Below are 18622 nucleotides of genomic sequence, written 5' to 3'. Positions count from 1 at the left end.
GTCGAGCAAGGGCGGCCGGAGGAAGGACGGTCAGGGGCTGTCGGCGGGGCGTGAGACCCTTGAGGGGTACCCGATCCCGACCGGAAAGCTGCCTCGTGACCGCCACTGACCGCTCCATCGAGCTGATCAACGTCGCCGCCCAGGCGGCCGCGGACAAGCTCGCGCACGACATCATCGCGTACGACGTCAGCGACGTACTGTCGATCACCGATGCCTTCCTGCTGGCCTCGGCGCCCAGCGACCGCCAGGTCAAATCGATCGTCGACGAGGTCGAGGAGCGGCTGCACAAGGAGCTGGGCGCCAAGCCGGTGCGCCGCGAGGGCGACCGTGAGGCCCGCTGGGTCCTGCTCGACTACGTCGACATCGTGGTGCACGTGCAGCACAGCGAGGAGCGCGTGTTCTACGCGCTGGAGCGCCTGTGGAAGGACTGCCCGCAGATGGAGCTGCCCCAGGACGCCACCGACACCCAGGGCCGGGCGGAGGACCACGCGAAGCGGCAGGAGGCCGCCGACGATCTGAACGGAGACCTCCGCTGAACGGCTCGAAGGGCCGCGGCCGCCGCGTGGTGCTGTGGCGGCACGGCCAGACCGCCTGGAACCTGGAGCGCAGGTTCCAGGGCTCCACGGACATCGAACTCACCGAGACCGGTGTCGCCCAGGCGCGCCGCGCCGCCCGTCTGCTGGCCGGTCTGAAGCCGGACGCGATCGTCTCCTCCGACCTCAAGCGGGCGGCCACCACGGCTGCCGAGCTTGCCGCGATCACGCGCCTGGACGTCATGCACCACGAGGGCCTGCGCGAGACCTACGCCGGCAACTGGCAGGGCCTCACGCACGAGGAGATCGTCGAGAAGTACGGCGAGCAGTACGCGGCGTGGAAGCGCGGCGAGCCCGTACGGCGCGGCGGTGGCGAGCTGGAGACCGAGGTCGCCGAGCGCGCGGCACCGGTCGTCGAGAGCCATGTGAACAAGCTGCCCGACGGCGGCACACTCGTCGTCGTCAGCCACGGCGGCACGATCCGTACCACCATCGGCAAGCTGCTCGGGCTGGAGCCGCGGAGCTGGGAGGCGCTCGGCGGCCTCTCCAACTGCTCCTGGTCCGTGCTGGGTGAGGGCATGCGCGGCTGGCGGCTGATGGACCACAACGCGGGTTCGCTGCCGGAGCCCGTGCTCGGCGACGACGACTGAGGCCGGCGCGATTCGTCGGCCCACGGCCCCTGCGGTACCTCCGTCGATGACGTCGACGACCGCCACGGCGGGCCGCGGCGGCGGCGAGGAACGGATTTCCATTTCCGGCCGGTCACCGGTTAAGCTTCTTCTCGTTCGCGGCGCTCCGGCGCCAAGAAGAGCGGGGCTATAGCTCAGTTGGTAGAGCGCTTGCATGGCATGCAAGAGGTCAGGAGTTCAATTCTCCTTAGCTCCACAGTCGTGAAGATCCCGTCCCTGTCAGGGGCGGGATCTTTTGTCTACCCCTCAAGCCTCCGTTCACCCTTGGACTCACCGTCCACGTCGGCGAGTTGACGGCTTCGGGCAGGTCATGGGACGCGTGCACGCCCTCGACCTGCCGTGACGGTGCTCCACCTCCTGTGCGGGAGAGGCGAAGTGCCGCGCCGAGATGAGCCGGGCCGCTGACCCGGGCGCCGTCCTCGTGGCAGAATCAAACGGCCGGAAGGGGAGGAGCACGCATGCCGACGAGCATTCTCGAGGAGGCCGACGATCTTCTCGATATTGCCGAGGCGACCCTTCTTGAGTGCCCGTCCTGCGGTTCGGTCCATGTTGCGCAGGTTCTTGGCGACAACGGCGGCATTTCGTACGTCTGCACGGCCTGCGGCCACAGCTGGAGCTGACTGATGGGGGCACACAGGCGGAAGTGCGATTGGTGCGGCAAGGGCACGCCCATCGTCCGCGACATGGAGCCCCTCAACCCCGACTACCAGTACTGGTGCGAGGAGTGCGCGCGGGCGCTGATCATAAAGGGCGACCCCATCGAGACGTACCGGGAGCTCGAGGGCGAGCCGATCTACGGGCGTCTGCTCGACGAGCACTGCACGCTCAAGCGCTTCTACTCCTTCGTCACGGCCTGACGGCGGGACGCGTCACAACGGCCCTCAGGGGTCCGCTGCCGCCTCGCCCGCACCTGCCGCGCGCCGGGTGCCCCTGCCCGTACGTGCGTCAGGTCCCGTGCCCGTAGTTCGCCTCAGGCGCCGCCTGCCCGGGCCCCGGACTGCCCCGCGGGACCGCGTGGATACGGATTTGGCGGAAGGCCGGGGGAGCCGTGTAAAGTTGGCGGAGCCGCCGCGGGGAACCGGGCGGAGCAGACCTGGGGCTATAGCTCAGTTGGTAGAGCGCTTGCATGGCATGCAAGAGGTCAGGAGTTCAATTCTCCTTAGCTCCACAGGAACGAGAGCGGGCCGTCCGACCGGACGGCCCGCTTCTTCATGTGCCCCTCCGCAACCGGACGCCGGTTCCCGAGGGGGCTCCTGTGACGCCGCTCACGAACCGCGGCCCCGGTTCCCGTACGCACGGGAACCGGGGCCGCCGGCCGGTGATCGCGGATCAGCCGCGGCCGCGGGGCAGCGCCCTCCTGGGAGGCGCCGTCTGCTCCGCGGGCGCCGCCTCGAGCCGGAGCGCCAGCGCGGGGCAGCGTCGTACGGCGCGCTGCGCGCTTCCCCGCAGGTGCATGGGGACGGCCGCGTCCGCCAGCGCCGGGTAGCCGTCGGGGCCGAGCCGGATGAGCTCCGGCACCAGCTCCGCGCACACCCCGTGGCCCTCGCACAGAGTCCAGTCCACCGCCAGCTTCTCGCCGCTGGGGATGCCCTCCTCCTCGTAGCCGGGGACGGGCAGCGGCAGCACGCCGTGCGTCGGCCGTCCGCAGCCGCCGCCCAGCACGTGCGCGGCGAGGTCGTCGGTGAAGACCTGCAGCGCGGACTGGATGAAGCGCACGGAGCCGTCGGGGTGCTTGCAGGCCCCGCGGCCGCGCACGGCCTGGGTGACCTGCCGTACGGCCTCCAGGGCGGTCGGGCCGCCGCCGCCCAGGACCTCGGAGAGCCCGGCGGCCGCCGCGGGCAGACCCAGCTTGCAGGGCCCGCACTGACCGGCGGTCTCGGCGGCCAGCCAGTTCACGATGCGCAGCGACTCACCGAGCGGGCACGTTTCTGGACCGATGGGCAGCAGTGCGCCCGCGCCGAGCGCCCCGCCCGCCGTGGCCAGGGCCTTCCGGGAGATGATCGCGCCCTGCGCGGTCATGCCGTCCATCCAGTTGCCGTGGTAGCCGCCGGAGAGGACGGCCTGGGGCATCGGAGGCGCCCCGCACAGCTCCATCACGTAGCGCAGCGGTACCCCGACGGGCACCTCGAGGACGGTCGGGCGGGCCACGGAACCGGAGACGGTGAGCATGACGGTGCCCGGCTCGTCGGTCAGCCCGGTGTTGCAGTAGCGGTTGGGTCCCAGCCGCGCGGCGATGGCGAGTTGGGCGTATGTCTCCGCGTTCGACAGCAATGTCGGGGCGCCGGCCACACCCGCGTCCGAGGCCCGTACCTTGCGGCCGGGCGGCAGCGACGGGCCGCCGTTGACGGCGCGGACCACGGCCGACGCCTCACCGGAGACCATGCGCTCGGGCGTCCTGACGACCCGCGCGCGCAGCCCCCTGCCACGCCGGTCGCTCAGGCCACGCTCTGCGAGTGCCTCGCGCATCGACGCCTCGGTCGAGTCGCGCGTCACCGCGATGACGAGCTGGCGGGCGCCCAGGGCCTCGGCGGCCAGCAGGGCACCGTCCAGGATCAGGTGCGGGGCGCGGCACAGCATCACCGTGTCCTTACGGCAGGCGGGTTCGCCCTCACTGCCGTTGACGACGACCACGGGGCGTACGCCGCGCCGGATCGCACTCTTGGCGACGGCCCGCAGCTTCTTGGCGAACGGGAAACCCGCGCCGCCGCGCCCGTTGAGCGAGATGGCCTCGGCCAGCTCCGCGAGCCGCTCGCCGACCATCGGCTCCAGGGCCCCGTGCACCTTCAGGTGCATGGGGAGATCGAGACGGTGGACCAGGTCGAAACCGCTGGTCAACTGGGGCAGGCCGACGACCCGGACATCCGGAACGTCGGGTAGGGGTGCGTTCATGGCCGGTCTCCTGCGTGCTCATTCCACGGCTCACCGGGTGGCGGGGGGTACGGCGGTCCTGACCGCCGTCGGGAGACCGGGTCCGGTCCGGCCTGGGGCCTGAAGTGCTCCGCGGGAGGCGGCGGGGAAGGCGCGGGCCAGCGCTCCGCCTGCGGTTCGGCTGCAGCGGTCCCTGGCCAGGGCTCGGACGCGTCGTCGAACGGGTATCCCCTGGGCTGGCCCGGTGTCGCGTACGCCCCCATGGTGGGCAGCGGATCCGACGCCGGGACGGAACCGGGCCCGTAGAAGGAGCCGGGCTCGTAGGGCGAGGTCTGCTCGGGCATGCCGCTCAGCGGCGTGGGCGTCGGGAAGCTTCCGGTGTCCGTGACGCCGGGGAAGCCGCCGGTGTCCGATACCCCCGGGAAACCTCCGGTGTCCGAGACGCCGGGGAAGCTCCCGGTGTCCGAGATGCGGGGGAAGCTTCCGGTGTCCGAGACGCCGGGGAAGCTCCCGGTGTCCGAGACGCCGGGGAAGCTCCCGGTGTCCGAGATGCGGGGGAAGCTTCCGGTGTCCGAGATCCTCGGGAAGCCTCCCGTGTCGGCGGGCCTGGGGAAGGAACCGGTGTCGGACGGCCGGGGGAAGGCGCCCGTGTCCGTCAGACCCTGCTCGGAGACCGGCGACAGCGGTCCCGTGTCGAAGAGAGGCCCCGACACGGTCGTGGGCGCCTCGGAGAAGCCCGGCGGCTGTGCCGGAGGCAGGGAGGACAGAGGCCGCGTCGGCGGCGCAGCGAAGGAGTCCATGGGCGGGGACGTGGAGGAGACCGCGCGGTATGCCGCGGATATGCCCGCCCCCCGGCTCGCGGATATCGGTGGGGGACGCGTCGAGTCGAGGCGCAGTGGCGGCTGGCCGGCCGTGGGATCGGTCCGTTGGCCGGGCACCCTCCGTGCTCCGGGGAGCGGAGCGACACCCGGGTCCCGCGCGGGCGGGGGCGCGTCCCGGCCGGCCAGGGCCTCCGGGCGGGTGAACGACATCAGCAGCCGCGCGATGCGCCGGCGCTGGGGCGGCGGAAGCAACCGGATGACCAGGGCGGCGCCCACGGCGAGCAGCATCAGGGAGTACATGGTGAGGACCCATCCGGCGGCCGGTCGCCCCCCTTTGAGTCCGTGCACCAGGGCCGCGCCCCACGCGGGGTAGGCCAGAGCGTGGAACGAGCGCCAGCGACCCGCCGCCTGCCCCGGGTTGGCGAAGGCGCTGCGGGCCGCGCCCGTGGCGCCGGCGATCACCATCAGGTACGCCGCGAGAGAACCGAGACCGATCAGGACGCCCGTGCCGTGCAGACCGAGTCCGAACGGGACCAGGACGCCGAGCATGCCGACGTGGCCCACGGCCACCTTGGTCGTGATGTGCACGATCAGGAACGCAAGCGAGGAGATGCCGAGCACACGGTGGATGGCCTGGGCGAGCAGCCGTTGCCGCGGCTCGAGCAGGACACGGTCGGTGGCTATCAGTCCCCATATGACCGCCGAGGTCAGTGACACCAGCGTGAGGACGCCACTGGTGAAGTCCAGCGCGAGACGGAACGCGTCGCCGGTCGCAAGTGCAAGCACGGGGATGAGAACGATGACCGCGACGGATCCGGAGATCAGGGCCGGCCGTGGCACGTTCGTCGGTGGTCGGATCTTGCGATGAGGGTTCATGCGGACGACTCCAGTGGTGCGGGGAGAGGGGTCCCGGCACCGCATGCTAAGTCCGCACGGGAACGTCGTCGTAGCCCTTTCGTTATTTGCTCGAATGTCAATTGCAGACGGTCCGCGCTCCCGCGGAGGGCTCAGGAGCCCTGCAAACAACGCCATTTGGGGACTAATCGTCCAGGCGGAATCGGACAGTCTGTGAGAAAACTGTGATGACCCGTTGCCCTTCGAATGCAAAGCGGCGGCCCCCTCCGGAGGGCGCTCGATGTGACGTGGATCTCGTTTTGATTCGCCTCACCCGAGGGTGCGATGGCGCCGTCGGCACAGCCGCGATACGGGCCCGCGCGGACCGGTGATCGCAACGGTTGCTGTCCGCAAGTGGACGGTGGCTCTGTGCGGCCCGAGCACCCCCTGCGGTACCCTGAGCCCATGCGTGCCGTACGCCTTCTGCTTAGCGGGCCGCGCTGATCAGTCCCGGCCGGTGGACATCCCGGCCGGAGTCGGCGCGGCGTCCCCTCCTGTGTGAGGGGATTTTTCGTTTCCGAAACGGCTGGCAGAGACGATCGATGGAGCCTTAAGGATCATGAGCGAGACGAATTCCTCCCCTGCCCCGGGCACGGGAGGTACCCCCGCCGAGGTAGCCGCGCCGCACCGCTACACCGCCGCCATGGCCGCCGACATCGAGGCACGCTGGCAGGACTTCTGGGACGCCGAGGGCACGTACGAGGCGCCGAATCCCAGCGGTGACCTGTCGGGCGACGCGGAGCGTGCCGCGCTGCCCAAGACCTACATCATGGACATGTTCCCGTACCCCTCGGGCGCGGGACTGCACGTCGGTCACCCCCTGGGCTACATCGCCACCGATGTCTACGCCCGCTTCCAGCGGATGACCGGGCACAACGTCCTGCACACCCTGGGCTTCGACGCCTTCGGCCTGCCCGCCGAGCAGTACGCCGTACAGACCGGCACGCACCCGCGGGTCTCCACCGAGGCCAACATCGAGAACATGAAGGTGCAGTTGCGCCGGCTGGGCCTGGGCCACGACAGGCGCCGGTCGTTCGCGACGATCGACCCGGACTACTACCGCTGGACCCAGTGGATCTTCCTGCAGATCTTCAACTCCTGGTACGACGAGGAGGAGAAGAAGGCCCGGCCCATCGAGACCCTGGTCGAGCAGTTCGCCTCCGGTCGCCGCGCGACCCCCGGGAGCACCACCCGGGCCGGAGGCTCTGGGGGACACCGCACCTGGGCCGAGCTGACCGCCGCCGAGCGCGCGGACGTCCTGGGCGAGTACCGCCTGGCGTACGCCTCCGACTCGCCCGTCAACTGGTGTCCCGGGCTGGGCACCGTGCTGGCCAACGAGGAGGTCACGGCCGAAGGCCGGTCCGAGCGCGGCAACTTCCCCGTTTTCAAGGCCAAGCTGCGCCAGTGGAACATGCGCATCACCGCCTACGCGGACCGGCTGCTGGACGACCTGGACGCGCTGGACTGGCCCGAGGCCATCAAGCTGCAGCAGCGCAACTGGATCGGCCGCTCCGAGGGAGCCCGTATCGACTTCCCCGTCGGTGACCAGGGTGCGATCACGGTCTTCACGACCCGTCAGGACACCCTGTTCGGCGCCACGTACATGGTGCTGGCGCCCGAGCACGACCTGGTGGACGCGATCGTCCCCGCGGCCTGGCCCGAGGGCACCCACGACGTGTGGACCGGCGGCCACGCCACCCCGACCGAGGCGGTCGCCGAGTACCGGAAGCAGGCCGCGGCCAAGTCCGACCTCGAGCGGCAGGCCGAGGTCAAGGACAAGACCGGCGTCTTCACCGGCGCCTACGCGACCAACCCGGTCAGCGGCGAGCGGGTCCCGGTCTTCATCGCCGACTACGTCCTGATGGGTTACGGCACCGGCGCCATCATGGCCGTTCCGGCGCACGACGTCCGGGACTTCGCCTTCGCGCGCTCCTTCGAGCTGCCCATGCGCTGCGTCGTCGAGCCCTCGGACGACCGGGGAACCGACCCCTCCACGTGGGACGACGCCTTCGTCTCGTACGACGCGAAGATCGTGAACTCGACCGGCACCGGCGTCTCGCTGGACGGCCTGGGCGTGGTAGACGCCAAGGCGAGGATGACCGACTGGCTGTCGGCGCAGGGCATCGGCGAGGGCACGGTCAACTTCCGCCTGCGCGACTGGCTGTTCAGCCGGCAGCGCTACTGGGGAGAGCCCTTCCCGATCGTCTATGACGAGGACGGCACGGCCCATGCCCTGCCCGACTCGATGCTGCCGGTCGAACTGCCCGAGGTCGACGACTACGCGCCCCGCACCTTCGACCCGGACGACGCCGACACCTCTCCCGAGACCCCGCTGTCCCGCAACGCGGACTGGGTCCATGTGGAGCTGGACCTGGGCGACGGCCCGAAGAGGTACCGCCGCGAGACCAACACCATGCCCAACTGGGCCGGTTCGTGCTGGTACGAACTGCGTTACCTGGACCCCAGGAACAGCGAGCAGGTCGTCGACCCGGCCGTCGAGGCGTACTGGATGGGCCCGGGCGAAGGCCGGCCCGCCGGCGGCGTGGACCTGTACGTGGGCGGAGCCGAGCATGCCGTCCTGCACCTGCTGTACGCCCGCTTCTGGCACAAGGTGCTGTACGACCTGGGCCACATCTCCTCGTTCGAGCCGTTCCACAAGCTGTTCAACCAGGGCATGATCCAGGCCTACGTCTACCGCGACAGCCGCGGTGTCGCCGTCCCGGCGGCCGAGGTGGAGGAGCGCGACGGCGCCTACTACTTCCAGGGCGAGCAGGTCTCCCGTCTGCTGGGCAAGATGGGCAAGTCCCTGAAGAACGCCGTCACTCCGGACGAGATCTGCGCCGAATACGGCGCAGACACCCTGCGCCTGTACGAGATGGCCATGGGACCGCTGGACGTCTCCCGGCCGTGGGACACCCGCGCGGTGGTCGGCCAGTACCGGCTGCTGCAGCGGCTGTGGCGCAACGTGGTGGACGAGAACACGGGCGAGGTCACCGTCGCCGACACCGAGCCCGACGAGGACACGCTGCGCGCCCTGCACAAGGCGATCGACGGGGTCCGGCAGGACATGGAGAACCTGCGCTTCAACACCGCCATCGCCAAGGTGACCGAGCTGAACAACCACCTGACGAAGGCGGGCGGCCCGGTCCCGCGGCAGGTCGCCGAGAAGCTGGTGCTGCTGGCCGCCCCGCTGGCGCCGCACATCGCCGAGGAACTGTGGCACCGGCTGGGGCACGCCACGTCGGTCGTGTACCAGCCCCTGCCGGTCGCCGACCCGGCGTACGTCGTGGACGAGACCGTGACCTGCGTGGTGCAGATCAAGGGCAAGGTCAGGGCGCGGCTGGAAGTGGCGCCGTCGATCGGCGACGAGGAGCTGGAGACGCTGGCGCTGGGCGACGCGACGGTGCAGTCGGCGCTGGGCGGCGCGGGCATCCGCAAGGTGATCGTGAGGGCGCCGAAGCTGGTGAACATCGTCCCTGCGTGAGACCGGCTCGGGTTCCTGGGTGAGGCCGGCTGTCGTCCCTCGTGAGGCGGACTGTGGTCCTTCGTGAGGCGGCTTGCGGAGTTGTGCGAGGCCGCTGTCGTTCCTCCGGGAGGCGGCTTGTGCTCCTGCGCGAGGCGGCAGTCGTCCCTGATGAGGCGCGGGTGTTCCTGCCCGTGGCGGCTGTCGCGTGAGGCGGTTGTGGGTCCGGCGTCGGCTGGGCACGCCGCCGGGCCCCCGGGGCACGCGTGCGGTCGTGTCCCCGGAGCGCGGCAGGCTCACCAGGGGGCCCGGACGGGTCATGCGTACGGGCTGCCGGTGCGCCGCAGGGCGCCCGGCTGAGGGCATTCCCCTACGGGCCGGTTGGGGGTTCCGCAGGAACCCTCGACCGGCTCTGGCCGTTTAGGCTGGAGACACGACGTCGTCACGGCCACGACCGGCCGGCTCCCCGCCCATGAGGGGGCCGCGCCCCGGCTGCGACCGTCACCGTAGCGCCGGCCCGCCACCGTCACCGCGAAGGAGCGACCGCCCATGGACGCAGCGATCCTCATCCTCGCGTTGCTCTTCCTCGCCTTCGTGGCGCTCGGAACCTACGCGACGGTGAAGGCCGTGGGGGCGGCGAAGCGGGGCGTGGACCGTACGGTCGCGCAGGCCCGCCGCACCGTCGAGGACACGACGCTCAGGGCGCGTCAGATCGCCCAGCCCGGCCCCCAGGGACAGCTTGCCGAACTGCGCCTGTCGCTGCGTACGTCGATGCGGGCCACCCAGGACGTCCTGCGCGCCGGACGGCATGAGGACGCGTCGCTGGCCGAAGCCGAGGCCCTCTTCGCGCGGCTCAGCGCGCACGGGCGCGAACTGGACGACGAGCTCAAGCGACTGGAGCACGAGCCGGACCGGGCCACGCTGGCCGCCCGGCTGCCGGACCTGCGCGAGCGGACGCAGCAGATCATCGGCCACGCGGACTCGCTGCGCTGGGCGGCCCAGGACCGGGCGCGTCGGTTCTCGGAGGACGACCTCACCACGCTCGGCACCCAGATCGACATCGAGGCGGGGGCACTGCGGCACTGGAAGCCCGCGCCGTCAGCGACGTCGACGCCGTCCGCGGCCTCGACGGCTTCAGGGCCTTCCGCCCCGTCCGCGTCAACGGAGAGCGGGTCGTCAGCGGCGGCCGAGTCGTCATCCGCCACCGCCTCTGCGCCCGCTCCGACGCCGACCTGGCCGGATGTCTCGCAGCCGGGTGCCGCGTCGCAGGAGCCGCCGCCCGCCATCACCGCGCGGGATCCCCGGGCACGGTCCCCGTACCCCTGGGAGAAGGCCGCCCGGCGGCCGGAGAGCACGACCTGAGCGGGTCTCCCGGCCGGATGAACCGAGAGCCATGCAACTGGAGCCGTGCGACCGCAGAGTCGAGCAGGCGGCGCGGCAGTGGGCGAGTCGACCGGGGGCGTGAGAGTGGACGGTAGCGCGGGCCCGGACTGTCGGCCGTCGGCCCGCCCGGATAACCTCCCAGTCATGTCCCGGCTTGTCGCTATCGTCACCGATTCCACGGCGTACCTGCCCCAGCAGGCGATGGAGCGGCACGGCATCACGGCGGTACCGCTGACGGTGGTGCTGGGCAACCGGGCATTGGAGGAGGGCACGGAGGTCTCGGCACGGTCCGTGGCGCAGGCGCTGCAGCGCCGCACCCCGGTGACGACCTCCAGGCCGAGCCCGGCGACATTCGCCGAGTTCTACCGTGCCGCCGCGGATGCGGGCGCGGAGGGGATCGTGTCGCTGCATCTGTCGGCGGAGATCTCCGGGACGTACGACGCGGCCGTGCTCGCCGCGAAGGACGCGCCCGTACCCGTACGCGTGGTGGACACCGGCATGGTCGCCATGGCGCTCGGCTTCTGCGCCCTGGCGGCGGCGGAGACCGCGGAGGCGGGCGGCACGCTGGACGAGGCCGTGGCGGCGGCCGAGAAGCGCGCCGAGGGGACCTCCGCGTACTTCTACGTCGACACGCTCGACTATCTGCGGCGGGGTGGGCGGATCGGCGCGGCACAGGCCCTGCTGGGCTCCGCTCTGGCGGTGAAGCCGCTGCTTCAGCTCGACGGCGGGCGGATCGAGTTGCTGGAGAAGGTCCGCACGGCCTCGAAGGCCATCGCGCGTCTCGAAGAACTCGTCGTCGAACGGGCGGGCAATACGCCGGTGGACCTCGCGGTGCACCATCTCGCCGCGCCCGAGCGCGCCGACCAGCTCGCCTCCCGGCTGCGCGCCCGTGTGCCCGGCCTGGAGGAGTTGCATGTCAGCGAGGTGGGCGCGGTGATCGGCGCGCACACCGGTCCAGGGCTGCTGGGCGCTGTGCTCTCGCCGAAGGGCTGAGCGGGGCGCGTCGGGAAGGCCTGGCAGCAGGTCTTGGGCGCCGGGAAGGTCCATCGGCTCCGTTCGCACCCGGGCGCCGGGAAGGCCCGGCGCGCCCGGGAAGGCCCGGCGCGCCCGGGAAGGCCTGGCGCCGTGAGGTTCGGTGTCGCCTTCGGCCACCGAGGGTCACCCGTGAGGGTGGTCGCCCGTGAGGGTGGCGGAGTTTTCCACAACTCGTGGACTGTCCACAGAAATTGGTGCTGCTCAGCGAGTGCCGCGGATCGTGCTTACGGTCGGTTGCCATGGAGATGCGAGCACGCAGCGTAACGAGTGGACCTGGCAGGGCACCGGACTCCGATCAGCGCGCCCGCCGACGTCACGGGGCGCGTCGGCACGGCGCGCGCGGTATCGGCGGCCGTAGCCCCGGTGCGCATCGGGCAGGGGCGCACCGGGCCGATCGCGCAGGGGCGCAGCGCGGTCGGCGCCGTGCGGGCGTGGCCGGGAGTGCCGCGATGACCGAGGCCCCGGGCTCTGTGGGCCTGCGCGCCCGCGCCGAGGCCCTCTTCGGCCCACCGGGCGCGACCACCCCGCCCCCGTTTCCACCGCAGGCGGTGAGTGCTTCCGAGGAGCGCGCAGGGTCCGGCAATACGCCGGTTCCCTCCGTTCGCCCGGACGCGTGGGTTCTCCCGCGCGGTGCTGTGCAATTGAGGCCGAAACGGGCGCAGTCGTCTGCGGAAAAGCAGGCGGCTCGGCCGCCAACTCCGGTAGCTGCTGACCGGATGCCGAGGCGCCCGGTCCCGAGCTGGGCGCGAGAGGAAGCCGAGAAAGAGCTCTCGGGCGGAGCGTGGCAACAAACGGAGCCGCGGGGACCAGTCAGCGCGCTGTGGGGAGTTGGGCATCAGGCACCGGACGGTGGGGAGCGGGTAGTGGAGAGGCCCGTCTCCGGGGCCACACGGAGGGACGCGGATCTTCAGGTCCCTGATGGCGCGGGGAGTCAGGATCCGGACCACCGGGGGGCTGTGCCGGATCCGTCGGATGCCGTTCGGGAGAACGCGGGCCCGGGAGCGCGGGAGGCCGTGCTGGAGGACGTAGGCCACGCCGGGGCACCCGTAGGGAAGTCCGGTACGCGCGGAGCGGGCTCCGGGCAGCGGGATGCCGTGCGGGCGGGCCGGAGAAGGCCTTCTCCCGATGGCTCGGCTTACTCGCGGAGGGACGGGACGCCACCCCCGCGGTGGACTGCGACACCCTTCTCAGCGGCTTTCGTGGCGGAGGCCGTCGGGCCGACCGCTGGACCGTGGGTCCCGAGCTGGTCCGCATCGCGAGCGTCGTCTCCCGTACGGATGGGTGCGGTGGGCGCGATCCCGGCCCAAGCCGCTCCGGAACATGCGGAGTTGAACGAGTCGGCGGTGGCGACGCTCGACTCCATGCGAGCCGGAGGGAATGCTGTTCGGATTGCCGGGGGGAACGGTGCGACGGCGGGACGGATCGCTCCGGCGGAGGCGGAGCGGGGGCCGTCGCGTACAGGGTCCGAGGTGCCCCGCTCGGCGGAGGCCGAGACCGGAGTGGCGGGCCCCGTGGAGGCCGAGCTCATGGAGAGCCGCCGAGCGAGCGGCGGGCCGGCGAAGCCCGACCTGGGTAACGCGCCCACGATCGAGATGACACTCAACCGCTTACCGGCACCGCCACCGGGGTCGCGGACGAGGCGGGAAGCCGGCGTCGAACAGACACGGCCGTGGTCGTCGGCGGCGGAGCGGGACGCCGTCCACACATGGCGGCAGATGACCCCTCCCGTACGGCCGGAGCCCTCGCGACAGGAGCGGCTCCGCGCGGCCGCGCTCGGGCAGGTAACGGGACGTCCGGACACGGGTCCGGACCCGGAGCCTGAGCCGAAGGAGCGAGCCGGGTCGGGCGGCGGGTCGACCCGGCAGGACCCCGGCATTTCGGACGGTCCGTCCGCAGGGACGCTGCCCCGGCACCTGCGGTGGCATCTGGCCCTGCGCGAACGGCTGCCGTTGTGGGTGCAGTTGAGGTGCGGCATCGAACCGCGGACGCTGGCCGCGCTCGCCGTGGTCCTCGTGCTGGCGGGAGGCCTGGCCGCGTATCACTACTGGACCGGCCGGCCCCAGACAGTACGGGCACCGGCGGCGGAGCCTCCTCACCGTCATGCGCCGGCCCCGGGCTCCATCGCCCCCGGGCCTTCTCCCGCGGCTTCGGGTGCGGGCGGCGCTCGACGCGTCGTGATCGATGTCGCGGGCAAGGTCCGCAACCCCGGGATCTTCCGGCTGCCGACCGGCTCGCGGGTCGCCGACGCCCTTGAAGCGGCCGGCGGTGTACGGCCGGGCACGGACACCCGGGCGCTGAACCGGGCGCGTGTCCTCAACGACGGCGAGCAGATCGTGGTGGGCGGACCGCCCGGCGCGGGGGCCGCCGGACCGGGCAGCGGCACCCCGGGCGCTGGCGGCGCCTCCGGCCCCGGCGGCGGGAACGCGAGCCCGATCAGTCTGAACTCCGCCACCGCGGAACAGCTCGACGCGCTGCCGGGCGTCGGTCCGGTGCTGGCCCGGCACATCCTCGAATACCGCGAGCAGAACGGTGGATTCACTTCCGTCGCTCAGCTCCGGGAAGTGAACGGCATCGGTGACGCCCGCTTCGCCGATCTCCAACCCCTCGTCCAGCCATGACGTCGACACGAGCAGGGGCGCACGCGGACTCGGGGCACCGCCTGGGTGTCTCCGCCCCGCAACAGGAGGGACCGGCGGACCTCCGCCTCGTCCCGCCGGCCCTCGCCGCCTGGGCAGCCGCCGCGTTCGCCGTCACCGCACCTGCCGACTGGGCCGCCGCGGGAGCCACGGCCTGCGTGGCAGCGGCGCTGTGCGTGGTGCTCGGCGGAGCGGTGGTCCGACGAGCCTCTCTCCGTCGCGGCGTCCGTACGACGTCCGTCGCCGCATCGGCACTGCTCTGCGCCGCGGCGGCGGCCTTCTCCGGGACGTTGCACGCAGCGGATCTCCAGCGTGGTCCGCTGCCGGGCCTCGCCCGCGACCACGCGTATGTCACGGCCGACGTGACCCTGACCGGTGATCCCCGGCTCACCCGCCCGCGCGTGCACGGAGCGCAGCGTGCCCCCCGCGCAGTCGTGCTGAAGGCCGACGCGGAGCGTGTGACGGCCCCGGACGGCTCGGTCACGGAGTCCCGCACACCCGTGCTCGTCATCGTCCAGCCACCGGCCTCCTCGTCCCCATCAGGCGCCGGAGGGAGGGGCGTTGACGTCCGGGCGGTGCCCGGCGCATCAGGTCACCCCGGTCCGGTACCGCGCCGTGACGGCAGCGGGAGCAGCCCGGCCGCGCAGGAGGGGGATCCCGCTCCTGCCGGGAGGAACGATGCACCCTCCCCGGCCCTCACCGGTCCCGGCGGTGGCCGGGCCGACCCGGGCCCACCCGGCACTCCCGAACAGGCGCGAGAGGCGTCGCCGCGGGCGCGGTGGCTCGCTCTGCTGCCGTCGACGCGCCTGCGTGTCCGTGCCAAGGCGGCGACACCGCTGTCGGGCGGTGGCGGGGAACCCGTCGCGGTCGTCCTGCGCGTCGCCGAGAGCGAACGCTCGGCACCGCACGTGATCGAAGGCCCGAGCGCGGTGCAGCGCGTCGCCGGGGGTCTGCGCAGCGGGCTGCGGGAAGCGACCGACGAGCTCACCTCCGACGCCCGGGCACTGCTGCCGGGACTGGTCATCGGTGACACCAGCAGAATGCCGCCCGATCTCGAAGAGTCCTTTCACGCAACCGACTTGGTCCATCTGACCGCCGTCAGTGGAGCCAACTTCTCGATCCTGCTCGCGCTGCTCATCGGGCCTCCCCACCTCGCCATCCGCGCCGAACGCCGCGGCCTGGCCCCACTGTTCGGCGCGTCGCTGCGCACCACAGCGCTGCTCGGCGGACTGCTCACCCTCGCGTTCGTGGTGGTCTGCCGCCCCGAGCCGAGCGTTCTGCGAGCCGCTGCCTGCGGGCTGGTGGCGCTGCTCGCGATCGCCACCGGCCGCCGCAGATCGCTGCTCCCCGCACTGTCCGCGGCGGTCCTGCTGCTCGTGCTCTACGACCCGTGGCTCGCCTGTTCCTACGGCTTTCTGTTCTCCGTCCTGGCCACGGGCGCGCTGCTGACCATCGCGCCGCGCTGGAGCGTGGCACTCCAGCGGCGCCGGGTACCGCCCAGGCTTGCCGAGGTGCTGGCGGCTGCCGCGGCCGCACAGGCGGTCTGCGCTCCCGTCGCCGCCATGCTGGCGGCGCGCGTCAGCCTTGTGGCCGTGCCGTGCAACCTCCTGGCCGAACTGGCCGTGGCGCCCGCCACCGTCCTCGGTTTCGCCGCACTGGCTCTCGCTCCGGTCGCGTTGCCACTGGCCAAGAGCCTTGCGTGGCTGGGCGGCTGGCCGGCGGAGTGGATCGCCGCGGTGGCTCGTACGGGTGCCGCACTCCCCGGCGCCGAACTGGACTGGCCCGGTGGCTGGGTCGGCGGGCTGCTGCTCGCCGCGGTCACGACCGTCGTCGTGCTCGCCGCGCCCCGGCTTCTGCGCCACCCGTGGCTCTCCGGGGCCTGCGTACTGGTGCTGTTGCTGGCCATTGCCCGTCCCGCGCCGCTCCCGCGACTGATCACGGGCTGGCCGCCGCCCGGATGGCGCTTTGCGGTGTGCGATGTGGGGCAGGGGGACGCTCTGGTCCTGGCCGCGGGCGAGGGGACTGCTGTCGTGGTGGACGCAGGTCCCGACCCCCGGCTCGCCGACCGCTGCCTCCGGGCTCTGGCCGTTACTCGGATCCCGCTGGTCGTGCTGACGCACTTCCATGCCGATCATGTGGCGGGCCTGCCCGGGGTGTTGCGGGGCCGCGCCGTCGGTGCCATCGAGACCACGACGCTGGGGGAGCCCGTGGACCAGGCCCGGTTCGTACGGCGTGTGGCGGCCGAGGCCCGTGTGCCGATGGTCCCCACGGCGTCCGGGGAGCGGCGTCTCGGCCCGCTCCGCTGGCGCGTCCTGTGGCCACCGGCAGGTCCCTCCGCGCATCACGCCGGGTCGGCCGGTGCGCCCGCGCCCCCGTCGTCGGCGTTCCCGGTACCCCCGCTGCACGGTCCGAACGATGCGAGCGTGACGCTTCTGGTCCGCACGGCCGGGCTGACCCTGCTCCTGCTCGGCGACCTCGAACCCCCGGCCCAGCAAGGGCTGTTGACTGCCGAACCCGACCTACCGCCCGTCGACGTCCTCAAGGTCGCCCACCATGGCTCCGCCTACCAGGACCCGCAACTCCTGCGCCGGGTCCGCCCCCGCCTTGCCGTGATCTCGGCCGGACGGGACAACCCGTACGGGCACCCCTCCCCGCGTACCGTCACTGCGCTCCGGCAGCACGGCGCCACGGTGCTGAGCACCGACACCGTCGGCGCGATCGCCGTGACCGGTGGACCGTCGTCCGGTCTGGCCGCCGCGGTGAGGGGCGGCCGAGGTGGTGCCGCGGGCACGGACTCCGGTCCCCGGCCGTCCGTGCCCGTCCGCTGCCGACGGGGGGCGCCAGGCCTGGTCCGCCGACAACTGGGCCGCCTGCGCCGCCGCTGCTTCGGCGCGAGCACTGTCCTGAGAGTCCCAGGTGGACGGTGGACCAAAGACCGATGGCATGCGCGCTTCTTCTGCGCGATAAAGGGGGCATGGATTCCGCACAGACCGACGCGTACCTCCAGAGGATCGGCGCGTCGCGCCCCGCCCGGGCCGATGGTGAGGCGCTGCGTGAGCTGCAACTGCACCACCTGCGTTCCGTCCCGTTCGAGAACCTCTCCATCCACCTCGGTGAGGAGATCGTCCTTGAGGAGACCCCGCTCGTCGACAAGGTCGTGCGAGCCCGTCGCGGAGGTTTCTGCTACGAGCTGAACGGCGCGTTCGCCGCGCTCCTCACCAGCCTCGGCTGGTCGGTGACGCTTCTCGCTGCCCGGGTCTTCACCGAGCCCGGACGCGTCGGCCCGCCGTACGACCACATGGCGTTGCGCGTCGAGAACCCGGACGGAGGTGAACCCTGGCTCGCGGACGTCGGATTCGGCGACCACAGCCACCATCCGCTCCGGTTCGCCGACCGCGCGGACCAGGCCGATCCCCGCGGTACCTTCCGCATCGTCGAGGCACCGGAGGGCGATCTGGATGTTCTCAAGGACGGTGAGCCGCAGTTCCGTCTCGACTCGCGTCCGCGCAGACTGGGCGACTTCGAGGCGACCTGCTGGTGGCACCGCACGTCACCGAAGTCCCACTTCACCCGCTCCCTCGTCTGCTCCCGGCTCACCGAGGACGGCGGCCGGATCACGCTGAGCGGCCGCAACCTGGTCACCACCACGGAGGACGGTCGCCGGCAGGAGGAGCTGAAGACCGACGACGACGTTCTGTCCGCCTACCGCTCCCACTTCGGCATCGGGCTCCACCACGTCCCGGAGGTGCGAGAGCCACTGAGCCCGGCCTCCGGACGGTAGCGGTAGCGGTCACTCCTCCTCGAGCCAGCCCTCGTACTCCTCGGCGAAGGCGGCGAGCGCGGCAGCGTCCAGCTTTCCGGCCGGGTCGTCGACGACCACGAGCCACTGGGCATCCTCGGCGTCGTCCTCACCGGCCAGAGCGTCGCGAACGAACTGCGGTTCGCCGCTCGGCGCGAAGCGGCTGACGATCTCCTCGGCGGCGTCCTCCGCCGTGTCGCGGTCGGGGAACACGAGAACGTGGTGGTGCAGGGGTGAGGGGTCGCCGGAGGAGGCGGGGGAGTGGTCCGTCTCGGGAGGACGGGACGCGGCGCTGCTCATCCGCCCATTGTGCGGGACGGGATCTGGTCGCCCGATACCTGCCCGCCCCCTGGATGCGGCTCTTCCAAGGCGGCGGCCCACCACGGGGCGCAGGTTCTCCACCGGGCGGCACCTGGGCAGGCGGTGCTCCGTCGCGGGCGGTGCCTCATCCCGTGGTGCCTCGCTCCGGTGGTGCCGTATCCCGTGGTGCCTCGCTCCGGT

General features: G+C 72.2%; 13 protein-coding genes and 2 tRNA genes. 12 read left to right on the top strand and 3 right to left on the bottom strand.

All coding sequences use genetic code 11. The features are described 5' to 3' along the window. Positions 1 to 95: 95 nt before the first annotated feature. From rsfS to ACGFNH_RS03650, 6 genes are all read left to right on the top strand, one after another. Entirely contained in the window at positions 96 to 536 is a 441-nt protein-coding gene (gene rsfS, locus ACGFNH_RS03675) for a ribosome silencing factor (RefSeq protein ID WP_393651320.1), read from the top strand. Next, positions 533 to 1183: a histidine phosphatase family protein gene (locus ACGFNH_RS03670; protein ID WP_393651499.1), complete on the top strand. Its 651-nt coding sequence runs from the start codon at positions 533 to 535 to the stop codon at positions 1181 to 1183. The genes rsfS and ACGFNH_RS03670 overlap by 4 nt, the downstream gene beginning before the upstream one ends. A gap of 162 nt (positions 1184 to 1345) precedes the next feature. After that, positions 1346 to 1418, top strand: a tRNA-Ala gene (locus ACGFNH_RS03665). A 262-nt stretch (positions 1419 to 1680) separates the two neighbouring features. Next, on the top strand, positions 1681 to 1842 hold the full coding sequence (locus ACGFNH_RS03660; RefSeq protein ID WP_393651319.1) for a hypothetical protein: 162 nt from the start codon (positions 1681 to 1683) through the stop codon (positions 1840 to 1842). Positions 1843 to 1845: 3 nt separating this feature from the next. Further along, positions 1846 to 2079: a hypothetical protein gene (locus ACGFNH_RS03655; RefSeq protein WP_365266402.1), complete on the top strand. Its 234-nt coding sequence runs from the start codon at positions 1846 to 1848 to the stop codon at positions 2077 to 2079. Positions 2080 to 2317: 238 nt separating this feature from the next. Further along, positions 2318 to 2390 (top strand) — tRNA-Ala (locus ACGFNH_RS03650). A 161-nt stretch (positions 2391 to 2551) separates the two neighbouring features. On the opposite strand, the gene ACGFNH_RS03645 is transcribed toward ACGFNH_RS03650, so the two are convergent. Together ACGFNH_RS03645 and ACGFNH_RS03640 are read right to left on the bottom strand one after the other, a co-directional pair. Continuing rightward, complete coding sequence (locus ACGFNH_RS03645) at positions 2552 to 4111, bottom strand: NADH-ubiquinone oxidoreductase-F iron-sulfur binding region domain-containing protein (protein WP_393651318.1); 1560 nt, start codon at positions 4109 to 4111, stop codon at positions 2552 to 2554. Continuing rightward, positions 4108 to 5787: a hypothetical protein gene (locus ACGFNH_RS03640; protein ID WP_393651317.1), complete on the bottom strand. Its 1680-nt coding sequence runs from the start codon at positions 5785 to 5787 to the stop codon at positions 4108 to 4110. The genes ACGFNH_RS03645 and ACGFNH_RS03640 overlap by 4 nt, the downstream gene beginning before the upstream one ends. A gap of 577 nt (positions 5788 to 6364) precedes the next feature. On the opposite strand from ACGFNH_RS03640, the gene leuS reads away from it, so the two are divergent. From leuS to ACGFNH_RS03610, 6 genes are all read left to right on the top strand, one after another. After that, positions 6365 to 9289, top strand: coding sequence for a leucine--tRNA ligase (gene leuS / locus ACGFNH_RS03635; RefSeq protein ID WP_393651316.1), 2925 nt, complete (start codon positions 6365 to 6367; stop codon positions 9287 to 9289). Positions 9290 to 9817: 528 nt separating this feature from the next. Further along, positions 9818 to 10630: a hypothetical protein gene (locus tag ACGFNH_RS03630; protein ID WP_393651315.1), complete on the top strand. Its 813-nt coding sequence runs from the start codon at positions 9818 to 9820 to the stop codon at positions 10628 to 10630. A gap of 165 nt (positions 10631 to 10795) precedes the next feature. Continuing rightward, the gene (locus ACGFNH_RS03625; RefSeq protein ID WP_393651314.1) at positions 10796 to 11644 is read left to right on the top strand and encodes a DegV family protein; all 849 of its coding nucleotides are present in this window, start codon (positions 10796 to 10798) and stop codon (positions 11642 to 11644) included. A gap of 1757 nt (positions 11645 to 13401) precedes the next feature. Beyond that, positions 13402 to 14304 carry a helix-hairpin-helix domain-containing protein gene (locus ACGFNH_RS03620; protein WP_393651313.1) on the top strand — a complete coding sequence of 301 codons (903 nt, stop codon included), beginning with the start codon at positions 13402 to 13404 and terminating at the stop codon, positions 14302 to 14304. Continuing rightward, complete coding sequence (locus ACGFNH_RS03615) at positions 14301 to 17516, top strand: ComEC/Rec2 family competence protein (RefSeq protein WP_393651312.1); 3216 nt, start codon at positions 14301 to 14303, stop codon at positions 17514 to 17516. Before ACGFNH_RS03620 ends, ACGFNH_RS03615 begins: the two co-directional genes overlap by 4 nt. Further along, positions 17426 to 18103, top strand: a complete 678-nt coding sequence (locus tag ACGFNH_RS03610) for an arylamine N-acetyltransferase (RefSeq protein WP_393651498.1) — start codon at positions 17426 to 17428, stop codon at positions 18101 to 18103. The genes ACGFNH_RS03615 and ACGFNH_RS03610 overlap by 91 nt, the downstream gene beginning before the upstream one ends. 9 nt (positions 18104 to 18112) lie before the next feature. On the opposite strand, the gene ACGFNH_RS03605 is transcribed toward ACGFNH_RS03610, so the two are convergent. After that, positions 18113 to 18421 carry a hypothetical protein gene (locus tag ACGFNH_RS03605; RefSeq protein WP_393651311.1) on the bottom strand — a complete coding sequence of 103 codons (309 nt, stop codon included), beginning with the start codon at positions 18419 to 18421 and terminating at the stop codon, positions 18113 to 18115. Between the last annotated feature and the right edge of the window lie 201 nt (positions 18422 to 18622).

The organism is Streptomyces sp. NPDC048639, from assembly GCF_043199075.1.
In the GTDB taxonomy this organism is placed as follows: domain Bacteria; phylum Actinomycetota; class Actinomycetes; order Streptomycetales; family Streptomycetaceae; genus Streptomyces.
The sequence above is the reverse complement of the archived record's forward strand: the minus strand, read 5'-3'. Positions and strand labels throughout refer to the sequence as shown.